At 71.8% G+C, this 21,811-nt stretch carries 18 protein-coding genes and 1 tRNA gene; 8 read left to right on the forward strand and 11 right to left on the reverse strand.

All coding sequences use genetic code 11. The annotated features are described in order from the left end of the window. Positions 1–74: 74 nt before the first annotated feature. Both leuA and FB455_RS13615 read right to left on the reverse strand, forming a co-directional pair. A complete protein-coding gene (gene leuA, locus FB455_RS13610) occupies positions 75–1,820 on the reverse strand; it encodes a 2-isopropylmalate synthase (protein WP_013289041.1) in 1,746 nt (581 codons plus the stop codon). A 270-nt stretch (positions 1,821–2,090) separates the two neighbouring features. After that, positions 2,091–2,855, reverse strand: a complete 765-nt coding sequence (locus tag FB455_RS13615; protein WP_486481535.1) for a hypothetical protein — start codon at positions 2,853–2,855, stop codon at positions 2,091–2,093. A 238-nt stretch (positions 2,856–3,093) separates the two neighbouring features. Here FB455_RS13615 and FB455_RS13620 point away from each other — a divergent pair, with 238 nt between their 5' ends. Further along, positions 3,094–4,359, forward strand: a complete 1,266-nt coding sequence (locus FB455_RS13620; RefSeq protein WP_013289039.1) for an aspartate kinase — start codon at positions 3,094–3,096, stop codon at positions 4,357–4,359. Between the two features lie 6 nt (positions 4,360–4,365). Beyond that, positions 4,366–5,427, forward strand: a complete 1,062-nt coding sequence (locus tag FB455_RS13625) for an aspartate-semialdehyde dehydrogenase (RefSeq protein ID WP_013289038.1) — start codon at positions 4,366–4,368, stop codon at positions 5,425–5,427. A 175-nt stretch (positions 5,428–5,602) separates the two neighbouring features. Here the strand turns inward: FB455_RS13625 and FB455_RS13630 are convergent, their stop codons facing one another. Next, the gene (locus FB455_RS13630) at positions 5,603–7,063 is read right to left on the reverse strand and encodes a diguanylate cyclase domain-containing protein (protein ID WP_145753578.1); all 1,461 of its coding nucleotides are present in this window, start codon (positions 7,061–7,063) and stop codon (positions 5,603–5,605) included. A gap of 178 nt (positions 7,064–7,241) precedes the next feature. Here FB455_RS13630 and FB455_RS13635 point away from each other — a divergent pair, with 178 nt between their 5' ends. The 3 genes from FB455_RS13635 (at position 7,242) to FB455_RS13645 (ending at position 10,870) form a co-directional block, all read left to right on the forward strand. Further along, positions 7,242–8,021, forward strand: a complete 780-nt coding sequence (locus FB455_RS13635; protein ID WP_071097491.1) for a phosphodiesterase — start codon at positions 7,242–7,244, stop codon at positions 8,019–8,021. A gap of 12 nt (positions 8,022–8,033) precedes the next feature. Beyond that, a complete protein-coding gene (locus tag FB455_RS13640) occupies positions 8,034–8,726 on the forward strand; it encodes a hypothetical protein (protein ID WP_030273805.1) in 693 nt (230 codons plus the stop codon). Positions 8,727–9,127: 401 nt separating this feature from the next. Further along, complete coding sequence (locus FB455_RS13645; protein ID WP_013289034.1) at positions 9,128–10,870, forward strand: bifunctional metallophosphatase/5'-nucleotidase; 1,743 nt, start codon at positions 9,128–9,130, stop codon at positions 10,868–10,870. Between the two features lie 57 nt (positions 10,871–10,927). On the opposite strand, the gene FB455_RS13650 is transcribed toward FB455_RS13645, so the two are convergent. Continuing rightward, complete coding sequence (locus FB455_RS13650) at positions 10,928–12,211, reverse strand: MFS transporter (protein WP_013289033.1); 1,284 nt, start codon at positions 12,209–12,211, stop codon at positions 10,928–10,930. A gap of 110 nt (positions 12,212–12,321) precedes the next feature. Here FB455_RS13650 and FB455_RS13655 point away from each other — a divergent pair, with 110 nt between their 5' ends. Further along, positions 12,322–12,795 carry a hypothetical protein gene (locus FB455_RS13655; protein ID WP_225319843.1) on the forward strand — a complete coding sequence of 158 codons (474 nt, stop codon included), beginning with the start codon at positions 12,322–12,324 and terminating at the stop codon, positions 12,793–12,795. A gap of 52 nt (positions 12,796–12,847) precedes the next feature. On the opposite strand, the gene FB455_RS13660 is transcribed toward FB455_RS13655, so the two are convergent. From FB455_RS13660 to FB455_RS13675, 4 genes are all read right to left on the reverse strand, one after another. Beyond that, positions 12,848–13,951, reverse strand: a complete 1,104-nt coding sequence (locus tag FB455_RS13660; RefSeq protein WP_013289031.1) for a calcium:cation antiporter — start codon at positions 13,949–13,951, stop codon at positions 12,848–12,850. Between the two features lie 76 nt (positions 13,952–14,027). Continuing rightward, positions 14,028–14,702, reverse strand: a complete 675-nt coding sequence (locus tag FB455_RS13665) for an HAD-IA family hydrolase (RefSeq protein WP_145753580.1) — start codon at positions 14,700–14,702, stop codon at positions 14,028–14,030. 82 nt (positions 14,703–14,784) lie between these two features. Then, positions 14,785–14,861: transfer RNA gene (locus FB455_RS13670), tRNA-Pro, on the reverse strand. Positions 14,862–14,992: 131 nt separating this feature from the next. After that, on the reverse strand, positions 14,993–15,886 hold the full coding sequence (locus tag FB455_RS13675; protein WP_145753582.1) for a metallophosphoesterase: 894 nt from the start codon (positions 15,884–15,886) through the stop codon (positions 14,993–14,995). A gap of 25 nt (positions 15,887–15,911) precedes the next feature. Between FB455_RS13675 and FB455_RS13680 the strand changes: the two genes are divergently transcribed. After that, on the forward strand, positions 15,912–16,367 hold the full coding sequence (locus FB455_RS13680; RefSeq protein ID WP_030273797.1) for a GatB/YqeY domain-containing protein: 456 nt from the start codon (positions 15,912–15,914) through the stop codon (positions 16,365–16,367). Between the two features lie 72 nt (positions 16,368–16,439). Here FB455_RS13680 and FB455_RS13685 read toward each other — a convergent pair whose 3' ends face one another. Beyond that, the gene (locus FB455_RS13685; protein ID WP_145753584.1) at positions 16,440–18,884 is read right to left on the reverse strand and encodes a transglycosylase domain-containing protein; all 2,445 of its coding nucleotides are present in this window, start codon (positions 18,882–18,884) and stop codon (positions 16,440–16,442) included. 403 nt (positions 18,885–19,287) lie between these two features. Here FB455_RS13685 and FB455_RS13690 point away from each other — a divergent pair, with 403 nt between their 5' ends. Beyond that, on the forward strand, positions 19,288–19,608 hold the full coding sequence (locus tag FB455_RS13690; RefSeq protein ID WP_145753586.1) for a WhiB family transcriptional regulator: 321 nt from the start codon (positions 19,288–19,290) through the stop codon (positions 19,606–19,608). A gap of 9 nt (positions 19,609–19,617) precedes the next feature. On the opposite strand, the gene bagB is transcribed toward FB455_RS13690, so the two are convergent. Further along, positions 19,618–20,766: an ArsA family ATPase gene (gene bagB, locus FB455_RS13695; protein WP_030273791.1), complete on the reverse strand. Its 1,149-nt coding sequence runs from the start codon at positions 20,764–20,766 to the stop codon at positions 19,618–19,620. Between the two features lie 54 nt (positions 20,767–20,820). Beyond that, complete coding sequence (gene bagA / locus FB455_RS13700; protein ID WP_030273789.1) at positions 20,821–21,795, reverse strand: ATPase BagA; 975 nt, start codon at positions 21,793–21,795, stop codon at positions 20,821–20,823. Positions 21,796–21,811 lie beyond the last annotated feature (16 nt).

The raw sequence follows: 21,811 nt of genomic DNA on the forward strand, positions 1-21,811 counted from the left end.
GCGCGGGCGTTAAGAAGGGCCCCCTCCTATGCAGAATGCGTTAAGAAGGGGCCCTTCCTTACACCTCAAGCACCTCAGGCGCGGGTGCGGTTCACCGCGCTCGTGACCGCCTTGATCGAGGCGGTGACGATGTTGGCGTCCACCCCGACGCCCCACACCGTACGGCCGTCCACCTCGCACTCCACGTACGCGGCGGCCTGCGCGTCCCCACCGGAGGACAGCGCGTGCTCGTGGTAGTCGAGCACGCGTACCGCCACGCCCAGGGACTGCAACGCGTTGACGTACGCGTCGATCGGGCCGTTGCCGACAGCGGTGAGCTGGCGGGTCTCGCCGCCGAAGCCGACGCGGGCGTCGATCTCGACCTTGCCGTCGACGGTGCCGATCGTGTACTCGGCCAGCTTCACGGCCGGGTCGACCTGGTGGTCGACCAGGTAGTTGCGGGCGAAGATCTCCCACATCGCGCCCGGCTCGACCTCGCCGCCGTCGTGGTCGGTGACCTGCTGCACCACGCCGGAGAACTCGATCTGGAGGCGGCGCGGCAGGTCGAGCTGGTGCTCGGTCTTCATGATGTACGCGACGCCGCCCTTGCCGGACTGCGAGTTGACCCGGATGACCGCCTCGTAGGTGCGGCCCAGGTCCTTCGGGTCGATCGGCAGGTAGGGCACCGCCCAGGTGAAGTCGTCCACGGGCACCCCGGCCGCCGCCGCGTCGGCGTTCAGCGCGGCGAAGCCCTTGTTGATCGCGTCCTGGTGCGAGCCGGAGAACGCGGTGTAGACCAGGTCGCCCGCGTACGGGTGGCGCTCGTGCACCGGCAGCTGGTTGCAGTACTCGACGGCGCGCTTGACCTCGTCGATGTTCGAGAAGTCGATCATCGGGTCGATGCCCTGGGAGAACATGTTCAGGCCCAGCGTCACCAGGTCGACGTTGCCGGTGCGCTCGCCGTTGCCGAACAGGCAGCCCTCGATCCGGTCGGCGCCGGCCAGCAGGCCCAGCTCGGCGGCGGCCACGCCGGTGCCCCGGTCGTTGTGCGGGTGCAGGCTCAGCACCAGGCTGTCCCGCCGGGGCAGGCGCCGGTGCATCCACTCGATCGAGTCGGCGTAGACGTTCGGCATCGCCATCTCGACGGTGGCCGGCAGGTTGATGATCAGCTTGCGGTCCGGCGTCGGGTCGATCACGTCGATCACCGCCGAGCAGACCTCCAGCGCGTACTCCAGCTCGGTGCCCGTGTACGACTCCGGCGAGTACTCGTAGTGGATCTCGGTGTCCGGGGTGTGGATCTCCGCGTACTTCTGGCACAGCCGCGCGCCCTGGGTGGCGATGTCGGTGATGCCGTCGCGGTCCAGGCCGAAGACCACCCGGCGCTGCAGCGTCGAGGTGGAGTTGTAGAAGTGCACGATGGCCCGGTGCGCGCCGCGCAGCGACTCGAAGGTCCGCTCGATCAGGTGCTCCCGGCACTGGGTCAGCACCTGGATGGTGACGTCCTCGGGGATCAGGTCCTGCTCGATCAGCTGCCGTACGAAGTCGTAGTCGGTCTGGCTCGCCGACGGGAAGCCGACCTCGATCTCCTTGTAGCCCATCTGCACCAGGAGCTGGAACATCCGCCGCTTGCGCTCGGGCGACATCGGGTCGATCAGGGCCTGGTTGCCGTCGCGGAGGTCGACTGCGCACCAGCGGGGCGCGGCCTCGACGCGGCGGGTGGGCCAGGCGCGGTCCGGCAGGTCGACGCCGAACTCGCTGTCGTACGGAACGTAGCGGTGGACCGGCATCCGGCTGGGGCGCTGGCGGGCGAACGGATCGGTCTCGGTGACAGGTTGAGCCATCTCGGATTGCTCCCTGGAACATGTGGCGTCAGCAGATCGGAAAGGTGTCGGCGAGATGCCGGGCGACGGTGCGCGGCGGTGCCGAGAAGAAGATCGGATGTGCTGGACGGCGCGTAGCGACTCCGCGACGAGGTGCCGGCCGGTCAGGCCTCGTCGCGGCAGCCAAGGAGAAGGTACGCGCGCCACATGACAAGGTCACCCTACGTGGTGGGACGTGCAGTGGGAAGGCTCGTCCGGACTATGGGATCAGAGTCACCGGATCGGGGCCGGCTACGGGGTCCCCGGATTCGGGGCGTCCCGTCCCACCGGCTCGCCGTCGGTCACCGCACCGGCCAGCTCGACGGTGCCCGGCGCGGCGCCGGGCTCGCCGGTCAGCGTCAGGGTGCCGAATCCGGCCCGTACCGCCGCCGGTGTGCCGTCCTCCCGGAAGCAGTAGATGCCCACGTCCAGCGGCGCGTTGAGCGATGCCGAGGTGCTGTCGACCGTGTAGCAGGGGCCGGTGGCGCCGGGCAGCGGCTCGGCGGGGGACACCGCGAGCGGCGCGCGCCGGTCGGTGAGCACCTCCAGCCAGTCGGTGAACGGGTGCTGCACGCGGGGGTCGAGCCGGCGCGGCACCGCGTCGTCGGCGTCGCCGAGGCGGACGCAGGTCGCCGCCTGCGCCCAGCCGGCCGAGGGCAGCGCGCACTGGAACAGCCCGTCGGAGGTGCCGGCGAGCGAGACGTCCACCGTGCCGGCGTGCCCCCAGCCGGGCACGTCGACCCGCCAGCTGCCGTCGTTGGCGCTGGTGAAGGCCACCGTGCGGGGCGTGCCCTCGGCGGGCGCGAACGCGTACGTGGCGGTGAGGTGCCGGTCCTGCGCCGCGGCGGCCAGTCCGGCCAGTTCCTCGCGGGCGGCGTCGACCTGCACCGGGACCGGGTCGGCGGTGCCGGTGGGCGCCGCCTCGGGGTGGCCGCCGTCGCAGGCGGCCAGCAGTACCGGCAGGGTGAGCGCGAGCACGCCGGTCAGCCGGCGGGCCGCACGTCGATGAGCGTGCACCGGCTCATTCTGCGTCGTGGGGAGGGTCCAGGTCAGCCCACCGTACGGCTGTACCGCTTGGCGTGTCGCGTACTTCCGGGCTGGTGAGCCGCCCCACGGCGGGGCCGGATGGTGGGATCACCCGACCCGGCCTCGCGGGCCGCCCGATAGGCTGAGGCGGTCTGACACGCGCCGCCGGACCGAGAGAACCGGCGGCGTCGGCACGCTCAGGGTCGTCGCTGGGAGGGAGTGCACCGTCGTGGCACTCGTGGTGCAGAAGTACGGCGGGTCCTCCGTCGCCAACGCCGAGCGGATCAAGCGGGTGGCCGAGCGCATCGTGGCCGCGCGCAAGGCCGGCGACGACGTGGTGGTGGTGGTGTCCGCCATGGGCGACACCACCGACGAGCTGCTCGACCTGGCCAACCAGGTCAGCCCGCTGCCGCCGGGCCGTGAGCTGGACATGCTGCTCACCGCCGGGGAGCGGATCTCCATGGCGCTGCTGGCCATGGCCATCCACAACCTGGGGTACGAGGCACGCTCGTTCACCGGTTCGCAGGCCGGCGTGATCACCACCTCGGTGCACGGCCGGGCCCGGATCATCGACGTGACCCCGGGGCGGCTCAAGGGCGCGCTGGACGAGGGCGCGGTGGTCATCGTCGCCGGTTTCCAGGGCGTCTCGCAGGACACCAAGGACGTCACCACGCTCGGGCGGGGCGGTTCGGACACCACTGCCGTGGCGCTCGCCGCCGCGCTGGAGGCGGACGTCTGCGAGATCTACACCGACGTGGACGGCATCTTCACCGCCGACCCGCGCATCGTGCCGAACGCCCGGCACATCAAGCAGATCACGTACGAGGAGATGCTGGAACTGGCCGCCTGCGGCGCGAAGGTGCTGCACCTGCGCAGCGTCGAGTACGCGCGGCGCGCGGGCTTGCCGATCCACGTCCGTTCGTCATACTCGACCAACACCGGCACGATGGTCACCGGATCGATGGAGGACCTTCCTGTGGAACAGGCACTGATCACCGGGGTCGCCCACGACCGCAGCGAAGCGAAGATCACGATCGTCGGCGTGCCCGACGAGCCGGGCGCCGCCGCGTCGATCTTCGACACCGTGGCCGGCGCGGAGATCAACATCGACATGATCGTGCAGAACGTGTCCACCGAGGGCACCGGCCGCACGGACATCTCGTTCACGCTGCCCAAGGCCGACGGCCCGACCGCGATGACCGCGCTCAGCAAGATCCAGGAGTCGGTCAAGTTCAAGGGCCTGCTGTACGACGACCACGTCGGCAAGGTCTCCCTCATCGGCGCGGGCATGCGCTCGCACCCGGGCGTGGCCGCCGGCTTCTTCGCCGCCCTCGGCGCGGCCGGCGTGAACATCGAGATGATCTCCACGTCGGAGATCCGGGTCTCCGTGGTCTGCCGCGACACCGACCTCGACAAGGCGGTCCGCGCCATCCACGACGCCTTCGAGCTGGGTGGTGACACCGAAGCCGTCGTCTACGCCGGCACCGGGCGGTAACGCGCCATGGCGTCGCTGCCCACCCTCGCCGTGGTCGGGGCGACAGGTGCCGTCGGTACGGTGATGTGCCAGATCCTCTCCTCCCGGCGCAACGTGTGGGGCGAGATCCGGCTGCTCGCCTCCGAGCGGTCGGCCGGCCGGCGCGTGCAGTGCCGGGGCGAGGAGCTGACCGTCCAGGCGCTCACCGCCGACGCGCTCGACGGCGTCGACGTGGCGATGTTCGACGTGCCGGACGACGTCTCCGCGGAGTGGGCCCCGGTCGCCGCCGCGCGCGGCGCGGTGGTGGTGGACAACTCCGGCGCGTTCCGGATGGACCGCGACGTCCCGCTGGTGGTCCCCGAGATCAACCCCGAGCAGGTACGCAACCGGCCCAAGGGCATCATCGCCAACGCCAACTGCACCACGCTGGCGATGATCGTGGCGGTCGCGCCGCTGCACCGCGAGTACGGGCTGCGCGAGCTGGTGCTCGCGTCGTACCAGGCGGTCTCCGGGGCGGGCCAGGCCGGCGTGGACGCGCTGCACCTCCAGCTCGGCAAGATCGCCGGCGACCGGGTGCTCGGTTCCCGCGCCGGTGACGTGCGACAGGCAGTCGGCGACGAGCTGGGTCCGTTCCCGGCCCCGCTGGCGCTGAACGTCGTACCGTGGGCGGGCTCGCTCGCCGACGGCGGCTGGTCCTCCGAGGAGATGAAGCTGCGCAACGAGTCGCGCAAGATCCTCGGGCTGCCCGACCTCAAGGTGTCCGCCACCTGCGTACGGGTGCCGGTGGTGACCGGCCACTCGGTCGCCGTGCACGCGGTCTTCGCCACCGAGGTGGACGCCGAGGGCGCCCGTGAGGTGCTGCGCAACGCGCCGGGCGTGATCCTGGTCGACGACCCGGCCGCAGGGGAGTTCCCGATGCCGATCGACGCCGTCGGCACCGACCCCTCGTGGGTGGGCCGGATCCGCCGCGCGGTGGACGACCCCCGCGCTCTGGACCTCTTCGTGACGGGCGACAACCTCCGCAAGGGCGCCGCCCTCAACACGGCCCAGATCGCCGAACTCCTGGCCAAGGACCTGACCCGCCCATAACGCGGCCCACCTCCCGCCGCCCTCCCTCCGCCGCCCCGTCCGGCGTTGATCTTGCACTTTCGGCCCTGCTTGTGGGGCATATGCGGCATTTGCCAGGGCCTAAAGTGCAAGATCGCGGGGGAGAGGGGTGACGGGAGAGGGGTGACGGGGGCGGGGGCGGGGCGGACGGAGTGGGTCAGGCGGCGGAGAGGTGGACGCCGTCTCGGCCGTGGCGCTTCACGGCGTAGAGAGCCTGGTCGGCTCGGTGCAGGGTGCGTTCGGGAGACTCGCCGGGTCTCGGCAGGGCGATGCCGACGCTGATCGTCCGGCCGGTACGGCGGGCCGCCTCGGTGAGCCGTTCGGCGATCCGTACCGCCTCCTCCGGGCGGCTCACCTCGATCACCGCCACGAACTCGTCGCCGCCGGTCCGGTACAGCTCGTCGCCCTGACGTAGCGCGCCTTCGAGCGCCCGGGCCAGCCCCACCAGGAGCCGGTCACCGGCCTGGTGGCCGTACGTGTCGTTGACGTCCTTGAACCCGTCCACGTCGATCGCCAGCAGCGCGGTACGCCCCGGCGTGGCGGTGGCGATCCGCTGCCCGAACGGGCCGGTGTGCCGCAGCCCGGTGAGCGGGTCCGAGCTGGCCTGCTCGCGGAGCCGGGCGAGCGTACGCAGCCGGTCCAGGCAGGTCCACGCCTGCCCGGCGAGCAGCTCGATCAGGTTGACTGTGGTCGGGTCGGGGCGCAGGCGCTGCTCGTCGGCGACGAGCAGCACGCCGCCACCGGAGGCTGGTGTGCCGACCGGCACCGCCACAAGCGTGCGCGCGCCGGCCCGGGTCAGCGGCAGGTACTCCTCGGTGGGCGGGTGGCCCGCCTCGCCCAGCGTGTACGCCGAGCCGTACCGGTGGGCCCGGTCGATCATGCGGTCGAGCGCGGCCGCTCCGGCCTCGTCCAGCTCGGCCCGGATCCGTGCCTCCAGCTCGCCCGGTGTGGCCGTGGGCGCGCCGAGGCGTGGGCCGCGCCGGCCGGTGAGCACCAGTACGGCGGCGGAGAGCGCTGAGACGTCCCGGGCCGCGGCGAGCGCGGCGGTCATCAGGTCCCAGTCGGTCGGGGCGGCGGTGAACGCGGCGGCGTGCCGGAGCAGCTTCTCGCTGCGGCTCTCGGCCGGCGGCCCGCCGAGCGCGGCGATCCGCCCGCCGAGTCGGTCGGCCACCAGCTCGGCTGTCTCCCGCCAGGCCGCGAGCACGACCGGCTCGCTCCACTGCAGGTCGAGCACCCCGATCGGACGGCCGTCCGGGTCGCGTACCGGCACGCAGAGTTCGGCTGTGACGTCCGGGCGGACCTCGAGGTAGTCGGGGTCGGCGCCGACGTCGGGCACGGCGGCGGTGGTCCCGGAGGCGTAGACCCGCCGCACCACCGAGGGTTCGGGCCGGTGGCGGCCCGGTGGGGTGCCGTCGGCGGTCGCCGGCACGTGCGAGAAGACCTGCCAGGCGCCGGTGGCGGCGACGCAGCGCAGACGGTCGTGGACGCGGAGCAGGACGGTGGCGGTCGCCGGGGTGTGCCGGGCGAGCGCGGCGACGGTCCACTGGCACGCCTCCGGGACGGTCGACGCCGTGGGGAGGCGCACCGTGACGTCGCGGAGGACTCGCTCGTGATCCACGTCGTTCCTGCTCGGAGGGGGTCGGGTCGCGATCAAGGGTACTCAGCGCAACCGCCGCCGACCTTCGTACACATGTGCTATCCACAGGCTGTGGACACAGCCTGTGGGCAGAAGCGGGCCTGCGCGGGGAGGGTGCGCGGCGATAGCGTGAGGGCCCGGGCACCCGAGGAGGCGGCCGATGCTCATCGCCCAGCTCAGCGACCCGCACGTGACCACCGGCCCGCTCGCGGCCGACCCGGCGTCCGGGTTGCACCGGGCGCTCGGCACGGTGCTCGCCCTGCGTCCCCGGCCCGACTGCGTGGTGATCACCGGCGACCTCACCGCGAACGGCCGGCCGGACGAATACCTCGCCCTGCGCGAGATCGTCGGCGCGTTCCCGCTGCCTGTGCACCTGGTGACCGGCAACCACGACGACCGCGAGTCGCTGCTCGACACGTTCGGCGGCGCCCCGTACCTGGCCGGTGGCTTCTCGGCGCACTACCACGTCGACCTGCCGGACGCGACGCTCGTGGTGCTCGACTCGCTCACCCCGGGCAGCCCCGGCGGACGGCTCGGCGACGAGCAGCTCGCCTGGCTGGACGGGGTGCTCGCCGGGCGTACCGACGCACCCGCCGTCGTGTGCCTGCACCATCCGCCGGTCGCGGTGGGCGTGCCGGGCATGGACGCGATGGGCCTCGCCGACGCCGACGCGCTCGCCGCCGTGGTCGGCCGTCACCCCCATGTCGTACGCGTCGCCGCGGGGCACCTGCACCGCCAGGTGACGAGCGCGTTCGCCGGTACGGTGCTGACGACCGCGCCGAGCACCTGGATCCAGGTGAGCCTGACCATGGCCGACGAGGAGGAGCCGGGTTTCGTCGCCGAGCCGACCGCCTTCCTGCTGCACCGCATCGCCGACGGCGGCTGCGTGACGCACACCGTCCAGGTCAGCCACGCCGCCGGGCGCACCTGCTGGTTCTGAACCGCGCCGCCGATGCTCTGGTACGTCGCGTACGGCTCGAACCTGCACGCCGCCCGGCTCGGCTGGTACCTGCGTGGCGGGTGTCCACCGGGCGGGCTGCGCACGTACCCCGGCTGCCGGGACCGCCGGCCACCGCGCCGGACGGTGCCGGTGCTGATCCCCGGCGGCGTCTACTTCGCCGGTGAGTCGCGGGCCTGGACCGGCGGCATGGCGTTCTACGACCCGCTGCTGCCCGGCCGGGCAGCAGCGCGCGGCTATCTGGTGACCGTCGAGCAGTTCGCTGACATCGCCGCGCAGGAGATGTACCGGCCGCCCGGCGCCGACCTGGCCGGGATCCTTGCGGCGGTCGAGACCGGGCGGGCGACGCTCGGGCCGGGCCGCTACGAGACGCTGCTGCGCGTCGGCGTCCACGAGGATCTGCCGATGCTCACGTTCACCGCGCCGCATCGGGCGGTGGAGGTGCAGTGGACCCGGCCCGCCCCGGTCTATCTCGGGATGCTGGCGCGCGGGCTGCGCGAGGCGCACGGCTGGGACGCCGCGCGGACGGTCGGCTATCTGGCGGGCCGGCCGGGGGTCGCCGGGCGGTGGACGCGTCCGGCGTTGCGCAGGCTCGTCGTCACCGCCCACAGCGGACCTCGGACCGGCACGCCCGGCAGTGAGTCGAGTTCGGACAGTTCGTTCGATATGCCGGGCCGTCGGACATGAACGACCGTTCGGTCCGCGATGGGTGTCCGGCAGGAGGTGATTCCGGCAAGGACGGTTGCCAGCGCAAGGATTTCCGCGTGACATGAGCGTCGGCGTCGGCTCCCTGTCCCTGGGAGCCGGCGCCTTCGACAGCGGCAGGCATCGACAGCGTGCGCCGCGCGGAATTTCACCTGACCGTCATGTCCGACTCGTCCGGCAGACCGGTACGGGCCGCTCAGGACAACGACGATTCCTGATGCCGCCCCGTTCGACCTGGCGGCCGGTGGATGAGAAGCTACCCCGGCGGGGCGGCGTTCCCCCGAGTACCGCCCTCCGCGATCGACACCTGTCACGGCACGGATCAGGGTCGCCGGGCGAACCATCGCCCGGACGCCACATACCGGCATCTCACGAGGAGTTCCATGTCCGTCACCGGGATGCGACGCCGGGCCGCCGTCGGCCTGGCCGCACTCGCCGCGACCGCGTTCACAGCGGTCGCCGTCACCCCCGACCAGGCCGAGGCCCGCCCGAAGCCGGTCGACGTCCAGTTGCTCGCGATCAACGACTTCCACGGAAACCTGGAGCCGCCGACCGGCTCCAGCGGCACCATCGAGGGCCAGCCGGCCGGTGGCGCGGAATACCTGGCCAGCCACCTGAAGTCGATGCGCGCCGCCGCCAAGCAGCAGGGCAAGGGCACTGTCACGGTCGCCGCGGGTGACCTGATCGGCGCCTCGCCGCTGCTCTCCGCCGCGTTCCACGACGAGCCCACCATCGAGGAGATGAACCTCGCCGGGCTGGAGTTCGCAAGCGTCGGCAACCACGAGTTCGACGAGGGCGCGGCCGAGCTGCTGCGCATGCAGCGCGGCGGCTGCCACCCGGTGGACGGCTGCGCCGACGGCACCCCGTTCGGTGGCGCCAAGTTCAAGTACCTCTCGGCGAACGCCTTCAAGACCTCCACCGGCCTGCCGCTGATGCAGCCGTTCGGCATCAAGATCGTCAAGGGTGTCCCGATCGGCTTCATCGGGATGACCCTGGAGGGCACCCCGAACATCGTCAGCCAGCAGGGCGTCGCCGGCCTGCGGTTCACCGACGAGGCCGACACCGCCAACAAGTACGCCAAGATCCTGCGCCTGCTCGGGGTCAAGAGCATCGTCGTGCTGCTGCACGAGGGCGGCGTGCAGAACGGCGGCGGCATCAACGACTGCACCGGGTTCAGCGGCCCGATCGTCGACATCGCCAACCGGATGGACCCGTCCATCGACGTGATCGTCAGCGGGCACACCCACGCCGCGTACAACTGCAACATCAACGGCAAGCTGGTCACCAGCGCCAGCTCGTTCGGCCGCCTGGTCACCCAGATCGACCTGAAGATCGACCCGCGTACCCGCGACGTGGTCACCGCGTCCGCGAACAACGTGGTGGTCACGCGGGACGTCGAGAAGGACCCGGCCTCGACGGAGCTGATCAACCGGTACAAGACCGCGCTCGGCCCGGTGGCCGACCGGGTGGTGGGCGAGACCACCGCCGCGATCACCAAGACCCAGGAGAACCTGTACCAGACCGGGGTCGACGTCAACGGCAAGCCGACGTACCAGACCGGTGAGTCGCCGCTCGGCAACCTGATCGCCGACGCGCAGCTCGCCGCCACCGACACCGAGCAGAACGCGGTCGCCGCGTTCATGAACCCCGGTGGCGTCCGCGCCGACCTCGACGCCGGCCCGGTCACCTACGCCGAGGCGTTCACCGTGCAGCCGTTCGCCAACAACCTGGTGACGCTGGACCTGACCGGCGCGCAGCTCTACTGCATGCTGGAGCAGCAGTTCACCGTCGCGCGCGTGCTCTACGCGTCCTCGACCGTCAACTACGTCGTGGACGTCAACGGCACCACCGCGCCGGCCGGCACGCCGTGCGCCGGCACCCGGGTGGTCCGGGGCAGCCTCACCATCAACGGCACCCCGGTGACGGACACCGCCACCTACCGGGTCACCGTGAACAACTTCCTCGCCGGTGGCGGCGACGGCTTCAGCGTCCTGACCGGTGGCACCAACGCGGTGACCGGCCAGATCGACCTGGACGCCTTCACCGCGTACCTGACCGAGAAGTCGCCGGTCTCCCCGCCGGCGCTGGACCGGATCCGCACGACCACCGAGGTCGCCGCCGGCTGACGGCCGACCGCACCGCGGACGGGCCCCGGAGCGCTCAGCTCCGGGGCCCGTTCTGTGTCAGGCCACGCCGGCCGGCTGCTTGGCCGGGGCGGGGGCCAGGCGGCCGTCCTGCGCGGCGGTGAGCAGCGGACGCAGCGACAGCGCGAGCACCGAGGCGGCCAGGCAGCCGCCCACCACGACCGCCACCCACACCCGGCCGTGCGCCGCGCCGATCAGCGGCCCGGCGGTGACCGGACCGACCACGCCGCTGATCCCGAAGATCATCGAGCTCATCGCGTTGTACCGGCCGCGCAGCTCGTCGGTGGCCAGCGCGTTTGTGAGCGCGGGCATGACCGGCGACAGCATCGTCTCGCCGAACCCGAAGATCGCCGAACAGGCCACCACGCCGAGCGCCGCGAGCACCGCGTTGCCGCTGCCCACCACACCCGCGGCGCCGAGCACCAGCCACGCGCCGGCGAAGACCGCGCCGACGGTGGCGAGTGCCCGGGTACGGCTGCGCCCCTCCAACCGCCGGATCACCAGCAGCTGCGAGAGCACGATCATCACGGTGTTCGCGGCGAGCGCCCACGCCACCACCCGGGGCGTCACCTCGACCACCCGGACCGAGTACGCCGCGAAGCCCACCTCGATCTGCGCGTACCCGCAGGTGGTGAGCACCAGGCCGAAGACGACCAGGCGGCGGAACGGCCGGTCCCGCAGCACCGTGAGGTAGCCGCCGCTCCTCCGGTCGTCGGCCTTCGCGCCCGTGGCCAGGATCGGCCGGTGCCCCACGTTCGGCAGCGTGAGCAGGATCAGTGCCGGCGTCAGGTAGCTCACCGCGTCCAGCAGGTAGATCACCTCGAAGGTGATCGGACGGGCCACGTCGACCACCGCGCCGGAGATCAGACCGCCGGTGCCGATGCCCAGGTTGAGCAGCGCGAAGTTGAGCCCGAAGACGCGCTGCCGCTCGCCGTCACCGGTCAGCGAGGCGAGGATCGTGTTCTGCCCGGCCCAGATCGCCGAACTGCCCACCGCGACGACCGTCATCACGCCGAACGCCGAGGCGGTCGAGTCGACCAGCGCCAGCGAGCCGGTCCCGACCGCCTCGATCACCAGGCAGGGCAACACCACCCGGCGCGCGCCGAACCGGTCGATGAACGTGCCGGCCAGCGGCGACAGAGCGAGCGTGACAGCGCCGAACCAGCCGATCACCAGCCCGGCCCGGGTGTCGGTCAGGCCGCGTACGTCGGTGAGGTAGATGAACAGGAACGGCAGGGTGAGGCCGCGCCCGACCGCGGAGAACAAAGTGCCGAGCAGGATCCGGCGGGCTTCGGGACGGGCGGGCAGGGCACGGCGCAGCATGGCAGGGATTCTGTTCGGCGGGTACGACGCCCGCGACCCGTTTACCCCTTACACACGTGGTCGCCGGGCCGGAAGGTGAGCGATCACACGTGCTCTGCCATGCTGACCCGGTGACCACGACCTGGCGGCACCTGCCCGCACCGGCCCGCGAGATCGCCGAGACGGCCACCGACGCGGTGAGCGCCGCGCAGGCCCGCGACGCCGAGGCGTACGCCCCGGCCGTCGAGCGGCTGGCCGCCGCCGACCGGGCCGGGCTGGTGCTCGGCGGCGTGGTCCGGCTGCTGCTGGAGGAGGGCCACCCGGACGGGCTGGACGGCGACGACGTACGCCAGGTGCTCGAACAGTGCGTCCGTTCGGCGGCGTCCTGGTGGCCCGACGTCGACCCGCACGTGCTGCTGGTGCTGCTGGCCGGCGCGCTCGGCGTCTACGACCCGGGCGACGACGAGAACCCGCCCGCCCCGGCGGCGATCGCCCGGCACGCGCCGCTGCTGGTGGCCGACCTGCTGGCGGTCACCGGGCGCCCGTTCGCCGAGTACCTGACCGCCGCGTTCGCCGAGGTGGCGCGCACGGAGATGCACGACTGACGGTTCTTGCCGGCGCGCGCTTGCCGGTGCGCGGCCCGGCAGTGGGCCCCGCTTACGGGCTGGCGGCCAGGAAGACGAACGCGGCGAGCAGCACCAGGTGCACCCCGCCCTGGAGCACAGTCGCCCGCCCCGGCACGACGGTGAGCACCGCTGCCACAGCGGTCAGCGCCAGCAGCGTCATCTGGGTGCCGCCCAGGCCCAGCACCAGCGGCCCGTCCAACCAGATCGAGGCGATCGCGATGGCCGGGATGGTCAGGCCGATGCTGGCCATGGCCGAGCCGAGCGCGAGATTGAGGCTGATCTGCACCCGGTCCCGCCGGGCTGCCCGGGCGGCGGCGAGCGTCTCCGGCAGCAGCACCAGCAGCGCGATGACCACGCCGACGAACGCCTGCGGCAGGTTGGCCGCGCCGACCGCCGTCTCGATCGCCGGGGAGATCGTCTTCGCGTCGCCCACCACCGCGACGAGCGCCACCACCAGCAGGGCCAGGCTGGCCAGCGCGGTACGCGTGGACGGCGGCTCGGCGTGCCCGTCACCGTTCTTGTCCTCGGCGAGGATGCTGCCCTCCTGCGTGACCGGGAGGAAGTAGTCGCGGTGCCGGCCGGTCTGCACCATGACGAACAGCAGGTAGAGCGCCAGCGAGGCGACCGCCGCGAAGGCGAGCTGCGCCGGGGAGAACTCCGGTCCCGGCCGGCTCGTGGTGAACGTCGGCACCACAAGGCTGAGCGTGGCGAGCGTGGCCACAGTGGCGAGCGCCCCGCCGGTGCCCTCCGGATTGAACACCGCGACCTGCCGCCGCAGCGCGCCGAGCAGCAGCGAAAGGCCGAGGATGCCGTTGCAGGTGATCATGATGGCGGCGAAGACGGTGTCCCGCGCCAGCGCCTGCGTCTTGTCCCCGCCGCTGATCATCAGCGTGACGATCAGACCGACTTCGATCACGGTGACCGCCACCGCGAGCACGAGTGACCCGAATGGTTCACCGACCTTGTGCGCGACCACCTCGGCGTGGTGCACCGCCGCCAGTACGGCCGCGGCGAGCAGGGCCGCCACCACGAAGATGAGCGGACCGGGCAGCTCCCGTCCCCAGGTCATCACGAGCACGAGCACGGCGACCAGGGGCGCGACGGTGGTCCAATCGGTCAGGCGGGATCGGATCATCGGCGACATGCGCACACTTTGCCAGGAGGCAGGGGCAACCGCGCGTGGCGGGGTGGCTTCGGGCAGTTCCGTCGATCTAATCGGCCGAGGCCGGTTGCTCCACGTGGGCGGGCAGGTCACCGAGGTTCGCGATCACCGGTCCGATCCAGCCCGGGTCGGTGTCCTGGTGTTCCGTGGTCCGGAGCACCGTCATGCCGGCCGCCGCCGCGCCGGCCAGCTCGCCGTCCGCGCCGTCGCCCACGTACACGCAGTCGGCCGGCGCGACGCCCAGCCGCTGCGCGGCGGTGCGGTAGATAGCCGGGTCCGGCTTGGCCAGCCCGACCTCGCAGGAGAAGACCGCCACGTCGAAGCGCCGGGCGAGCGGGCCGCCCGGCCACGCCTCGGCCGTCTCGGAGGTGGCGTTGCTGATCAGGGCCAGCCGGTGCCCGCGCTCGCGCAGCGCGTCGAGCACGTCCAGAGTGACGGGCGAGACGCGGCCCAGCACCCGGTGGGCGAGAGTCAGCCGATGCGCGGCGGCCCGGGTCACCTGCTCATCAGTCGGCGAGCCGCCGAGACGCGCGGCGAGGATGCGTACCGTCTCGGCCGCGTCCCACCGGACCAGGCGGTCCCGCCAAGTGGCGTGGTACGCGGAGACGAGCGCCGCCGGATCCACTCCGACGATGAGCGCCATCTCGCCGACCACCCGGTCCCGCTCGTCGTCGGCGCCGTGGACCAGGGTGTGGAAGAGGTCGAAGACCACCGGCCGTGGCATGGCGGGATCCTACTGCGACGGTGATCGGTGCCGGGAAAACGCAGAGGGCACATCCGGTCGATCGGATGTGCCCTCTTACCTCTGGTCGGGGTGGCCGGATTCGAACCGACGACCTCTTCGTCCCGAACGAAGCGCGCTACCAAGCTGCGCCACACCCCGAGGCGTGCCGACAAATAGTAGCCCACCCGCCCGCACGGTCAAACTCGGTACCCCCCGCCCCGCGTACCCGGCAGATCTTGGTACGGATGAGCCCTCCGAGGGGCGGCCGCGTACCAAGATCTGCCGGGGGGTCAGCGGGGGATCAAGGTGAGGATGCTGGCCTCTGGGGGACAGGCGAAGCGGATCGGGGCGGTGGGGTGGGTGCCGAGGCCGGCGGAGACGTGCAGCCAGGAGTCCGAGCCGGGCCAGCGGTGCAGCCCCCGCGCCATCGAGCGGGGCAGCCCGCAGTTGGTCACCAGGGCGCCGTACCCGGGCACGCAGACCTGGCCGCCGTGGGTGTGCCCGGCGAGCAGCAGACCGAAGCCGTCGGCGGCCATCCGGTCCAGCACCACGGGCTCGGGGGAGTGGGACAACGCGATCGAAAGCGCCGCGTCGCCACTGACCGGGCCGGCCACGGCGTCGTAGTCGTCCCGTTCGATGTGGGGGTCGTCCACGCCTGCCAGCTCGATCTCCCGCCCGCCGGCCTTGAGCGTGGTGCGGGCGTTGTTCAGGTCCGCCCAGCCGGCGCCGGTGAGGATGTCGCGCAGTTCCTCGTACGGCAGCGGCACGCCCTCGGAGTACTCCCGGTCGGGCAGGAAGTAGGTGAAGGGGTTCTTGAAGACCGGGCCGGTGTAGTCGTTGGAGCCGAAGACGAACGCGCCGGGCAGGTCGAGCAGCGGTTGCAGGGCGCGCAGCACGCCCGGCACCGACGCCGGGTGCGCCATGTTGTCGCCGGTGACCACGACCAGGTCGGGGTCGAGTGCGGCCAGCGAGGCCACCCAGTCCTGCTTGCGTCGCTGGTCGGGCATCATGTGCAGGTCGGAGAGGTGCAGCACCCGCAGCGGTTCGGCGTCGGTCGGGAGCACCGGCACGTCGTACCGGCGGAGGGTGAACATGTTGCGCTCGATGAGCGACGCGTACGCCAGGGTGGCCGCACCGGCGGCGACGGTTCCGGCCGCGAGCCGGAATAGTGTGCGCTTTCGCATGGCGTTCAGGGTAGTTTCACCGTCCATGAGCACGCTGAAGGACCGTCTCACCGCCGACATGCGCGCCGCTCTCAAGGCGCGCGACGAGCTGACCACCTCCACGCTGCGGATGGCCCTGGCCGCCGTGGGCAACGCCGAGGTCGCCGGCCGGGAAAAGCGCGAGCTCAGCGACGACGAGGTGCTCGCCGTGCTGACCAAGGAGGCCAAGAAGCGCCGCGAGGCGGCGGTGGCGTTCGCCGACGCCGGGCGCGCCGAGCAGGCCGGCAAGGAGACCGCCGAGGGTGAGGTGCTGGAGCGCTACCTGCCCAAGCAGCTCTCCGACGACGAGCTGGCCGAGCTGGTCTCGGGGGCGCTCGCCGCGGGCGGCTTCACCGGCAAGGCGCAGATGGGCCCGGCCATGAAGGCGGCCCAGGGCGCGGTGGCCGGCCGGGCCGAGGGTGGTCGGGTCGCCGCCGAGGTACGCCGCCAGCTCGGTCTCTGACCCCGGCGCTCCGGTAGCGCGGAAACGACGACGGCCACCTCCCGAGGGAGGTGGCCGTCGCTGTGTCGGCTGTCAGTTCGGCGGTCGTCCCGGCCGGCCGCCGTTACCCGGTCCGCCCGGGCCACCCGGCCGGCCCGGTGTGGCGGTGCCGCCCTGCTCCGGGGTGCCCTGGCCGGAGCTGACCTCGATCATCACCACGCCACCCTTGATGGTGCGGCCGTCGGGGCTGGTGCCGGCGGCGGTGCCGGCCGGGCACTCCGACGGCACCTTGTTGCCGGAGACCACCGGCTCGAAGCCGGCACCCTTCAGCCGGGACTTCGCGGTCTCGATGGACTCGCACTTCACGCCCGGGATCGAGCGCTGGTCACCCAGGACGATCTTGCCGCTGGGCGGCGTGAAGTTCTTCCGCTCCTTGCCCTTCATGGCGTCGCGCAGCGTCTGGTAGACAGCCGGGTTGATGCCCTGGGGCGTCTCGTCGTGGCCCATCTTCTGGTTGGTCTGCGGCCAGTCCGGGTCGGCCATGATGCCGGCCACCGCGTACTGCTTGGTCATCGCGACCAGCGCCGAGGTGCGGTCGGAGTCGGTGGTGCCGGACTTGCCGGCCACCGGCGCGTTGACGATGTTGCGGACGTTGCCGGCGGTGGCGGGGCCGCACTTCGTGGTGGAGGAGCGGTCACCGACCGGGCAGCGCGCGGCATCCACGGCGGCGCGGGCCACCTCGGTGCTGACCCGCTGCTCGCAGCGGGGGTTGGCGACGTCCAGCTTCTCGCCGTCCGGGCCACGGATCTCCTGCACCGGGATCGGCTCGCAGTACTTGCCGTCGGCGGCGAGCGTCGCGTACGCGTTCGCCAGCTCCAGCGGGGTGGTCTGGGAGACGCCGAGGCTGAACGCGCCCCACTGGTGCGGGTTGGCGGCGAGCTGCGCGTCGCTCGACGAGCGGAACGTGATGCCGAGCTTCTGCGCGGCCTTCACCACGTTCTCCGCGCCGACCCGCTGCTGGAGGTCGATGAAGAACGTGTTGACCGAGAAGCCGAAGCCGCTCCACATGTTGTGCATGCCGGCCATCGCGGGGTTGGCGTTCTTCGGGCAGTACTTGCTGGTGCCCGGGCAGGCGGCGGGCGAGTTGAACTCGACCGGGTAGTCGGACTTGAACACCGGCTGCGCGTTGATGGGGTAGCTGAGCGGGTAGCCCTTCTCCAGCGCGGCCACCAGCGTGAAGATCTTGAAGGTCGAGCCGGCCTGGTAGCCGGCGATGCCGGGACCGCCGGTGACCAGCGGGTTCACCGTGTTGGGGTAGTTGCCCCGGATCTTCTTCTTGGCCTTCTTCGGGTCACTGGAGATCTTGTTCTGCGGGTCGGCCGGGTCGTCGAGCTTGAAGTTCCGGTTCACCGCCACGGCGCGCACCCGGCCGGTGCCGGGTTCGACGGCGGCCACCATGCGGGCCGCCTTGCTGCTCTCGCCGAGCTTGTTGCGGACGGCCTTGTCGGCGCCCTTCTGGGCCTGGACGTCCAGGGTGGAGACGATGGTGTAGCCGCCGCTCTTGAGCCGCCGCTCACGGTCGTACGAGGTGGCGCCGAACGTCTCCTGCTGGAGCCACCAGCGGTAGAGGTAGTCGCAGAAGAAGCCCCACGAGCGGGTGGTGGTCTGGGTGCAGCCGTTCGGGGTGCGCTTGCCCTTGACCTGGAGCTTGATCTTCTTGGCGGCGTCCGCCTCCTGCTGGGTGACCGCGCCGATCTGCACCATGTTGTCGATGACGTAGTCGCGCCGGCCGACCGCCTCCGGGTAACCCGCCTTGGTGGTCGGGTCGAACGCGGTGGGTGCCTTCACCATGCCGGCGAGCATCGCCGACTCCTGGATGTCGAGCTTGCTCGGCGGCTTGTTGAAGTAGACCTGGCTGGCCGCCCAGATGCCGTACGCGCCGTTGCCGAACGCGGCGATGTTCAGGTAGCGCTCCAGGATCTCGTCCTTGGAGAGCTCCTTGTCGACCTGGAGCGCCAGGCTCATCTCGCGCAGCTTGCGGCCGCTGGTGTCCTCGGTCGCGGCGACCACGTCGGCCGGGTGGGTGGCCGAGTAGGAGATGGCCAGCCGGACGTACTGCATGGTGAGCGTCGAGGCGCCCTGCCGGGAGGAGCCGGAGGCCTGGTTGTTGACGAAGGCCCGCGCCACACCGTTGATGTCCACGCCGTTGTGCTTGTAGAAGTCGTGGTCCTCGGCCGCGATGATGGCCTTCTGCATGTACGGCGAGATGTCCTTGAGCTTGACGTCCTTGCGGTTCTCGTCGTACATCGTGGCCAGCACGGTCTTGCCGTCGGACGCGAGCAGCCGGGTGATCTGGGGCGCCCGGGCGACTGTCAGCTCCTTGGGCAACGCATCGAACGTCTCCGCCCCCGCCTTGGCGGCCAGTCCGGACATCGCCGCCACGGGGAAGGCCGCCGCGGCGACCACCACTCCGGCCAAGAGGCCGCAGATCAGCAGCGATGCGGCGTTGGTCAGCACGTTGTGGTCACGTTTCCGCATCCAGGTCACCTCGACAGGGTACGCGAGTAGGGAACGGCGGGCGCGCGGGGAACTTTCCCCATTTCCTGCACGCGCCGGCCTCGTTGTGCTAAACGCACGAGCCCTGGTCCGGGGTTGCGTGAGATCCGGCGGAAGTCTCTCCGAAGTCCGGGAGTGGCGCAGCGTTTTCACGTACTCGGGCGGGGTAGTCGCGGGGCGAAAGCCCGGGAAGCCGGGAGTGTCCGGAATGATGGATTTCGCCGACAACGTTGCGTAATCGGGCGACTACACAGCATGATGGTGGCGGCGACCGCAGCCATGAGTCGTTCGTGCCGCCCTGGGGAGGCCGGCGCGAACGACCGGGGGGATGTACGAGGGCTGCTCGCGCGAAGTCGGTAGGTACTGCAAGGGGGGACGTGTACAGATGGGCATGATCACTGACTGGCCGTCACTGGCGGCATGTCAGAACGGAGACCCGGACGCGTTGTTCGTACAGGGCGCCGAACAGAACGTGGCGAAGAGGATCTGCCGGAGCTGCCCAGTTCGGTACGAGTGCCTGGCCGACGCGCTCGACAACCGGATCGAGTTCGGCGTGTGGGGTGGCATGACCGAGCGCGAGCGCCGGGCGTTGCTGCGCCGTCACCCGCAGGTCACCAGCTGGCGCAAGATGTTCGAGGCGGCCATGAGGAAGAACGCCAAGGAGAAGGCCGGCAAGGACAAGATCCTGGTCACCACGGCCAACTGACCGGACCGGTCAGCTCCGGCTGATCGCCTCGCCGATCGTCCGCAGCCCGTCGACGTCGTGCACGTCGGCGGGCTGCGCCGTCACCGACACCGCCGGCACCGCCGGGAACGCCTCGGTGAACCGGGCCGCCACCTGCTCCTCGCGTACCGCCTGCTGGGCCAGCGCGGCGTGCGCGCGCAACACCTCGACGGTGCCCTCGTGCCCACCCACGCCGGCCAGCCGCTCCGCGGCGGCCAGGCTCTCCGCGGCGGACAGGTCCGACGCCGGCCGGTGCACCCGGTTGAGCACCAGCCCGGCCAGCGGCATCCGCTCGGAGCGCAGGCGGCCGGCGAAGTAGGCGGCCTCCCGGACCGCGTCCGGCTCCGGCGCCGCGACCAGCAGGAACGCCGTCTCCCGGGCCTGGAGGATCCGGTACGTCTGCTCGGCGCGCTGCCGGAACCCGCCGAACATCGAGTCGAGGGCGGCCACGAAGCCGGACAGGTCGGTGAGCAGCTGGGCGCCGATCACCTTCTGCACCACCTTGGAGAACATCCCGAAGCTCGCCGTGACCAGGCTGAACATGCTCCGCCCGCCGCTGCGCGCGGGGGCCAGCAGCAGGCGCAGCATCCGGCCGTCGAGGAACCGGGACAGCCGGGCCGGCGCGTCCAGGAAGTCGAGCGCGGAGCGCGACGGCGGCGTGTCCACCACGATCAGGTCCCACTCGCCCCGGGCGTGCAACTGGCCCAGCTTCTCCATCGCCATGTATTCCTGCGTGCCGGCGAAGGTGGAACTCATGGCCTGGTAGAAGGGGTTGGCGAAGATCTCCGCGGCCTTCGCCGGGTCGGTGTGCTGAAGCACCACGTCGTCGAACGTGCGCTTCATGTCGAGCATCATGGCGTGCAGTTCGCCGCCGCTGGCCTCGACGTCGATGCCCTTGACCTGCCGGGGTGTGTTGTCCAGCTCGGTCAGGCCGAGCGACTGGGCCAGCCGGCGGGCCGGGTCGATGGTGAGCACCACCGTCCGCCGGCCGTGCCGCTCGGCCGCCCGCAACGCCAGCGCCGCCGCCGTGGTCGTCTTGCCCACGCCGCCCGCGCCGCAGCAGACCACGATCCGTACGCCGTCGTCGGCGAGGATCTGGTCGACGTCAAGCGGAGGCGCCGCGTCTTCGGAAGGCACCAATCGAGCGTATCGGTCCCGAGGGGCACTCTGCTCCGTGCCGGCCGCAGGTGTGAGTCAATCCGCCCGGACGAGGGCCTCGGCGAGCGTCTCCAGCCCGGCCCGGTCGACCCCCTCGGGCAGCAGCGGCAACTCGACCAGGGGCAGGCCGAGGTCCACCAGGTCACCCCGGAGGGAGTCCTCCAGCTCACGGCGTACCTGCTGGTCACGAGCCTCCTCGACGAGCCCGGCCACGGTCGGGCCGTCGGTCGGCAGGCCGGCGGCGGCCAGCCCGCGCTTCAGCTCGGCCGCTGTCACCGCCCGCCCGGCCGGCACCGGCGGACGGACGCCGTTGACGATCACGCGGCCGACCGGGAAACCGAGCTGGGTCAGCTCCGCCACCGCGTCGAGCGTCTCCTGGACCGGCATCTCCTCCAGCAGCGTGACCACGTGCACAGCGGTCATCGGCGACCGGAGCAGCGCGGAGACGCCCTCGCTCTGGGTCTTGATCGGGCCGACCTTCGCGAGCCGGGCGGTCTCCGCCGTCACGTTCAGGAAGCGGCCGATCCGCCCGGTCGGGGGCGCGTCCAGCACCACCGCGTCGTACGTCCGGCGCGACCCGCTGGTCCGGGTGGTCGCCTCCTTGACCTTGCCGGTGAGCAGCACGTCGCGCAGGCCCGGCGCGATCGTGGTGGCGAAGTCGATCGCGCCGAGCTTGCGCAGCGCCCGGCCGGCGGCGCCGAGCTTGTAGAACATGTCCAGGTATTCGAGGAGCGCCTCCTCGGCGTCCACCGCCAGCGCCCGCACCTCACCGCCGCCGGGCGCGTCGGCGAGGTGCCGTTCCTCGTACGGCAGCGGGTCGGTGCCGAAGAGCTGGGCGATGCCCTGCCGGCCCTCCACCTCGACCAGCAGGGTGCGCCGGCCCCCGGCGGCCAGGCCGAGGGCCAGCGCGGCGGCCACGCTCGTCTTTCCTGTGCCGCCCTTGCCGGTCACCACGTGCAGGCGGGCCGGCCATCTGCCGGCGGACTCGGCCGGCTGCTCACTCGCTGCCACCCGTCGAGCCTAACCA

It is taken from the genome of Micromonospora sp. CNZ296, assembly GCF_007827635.1.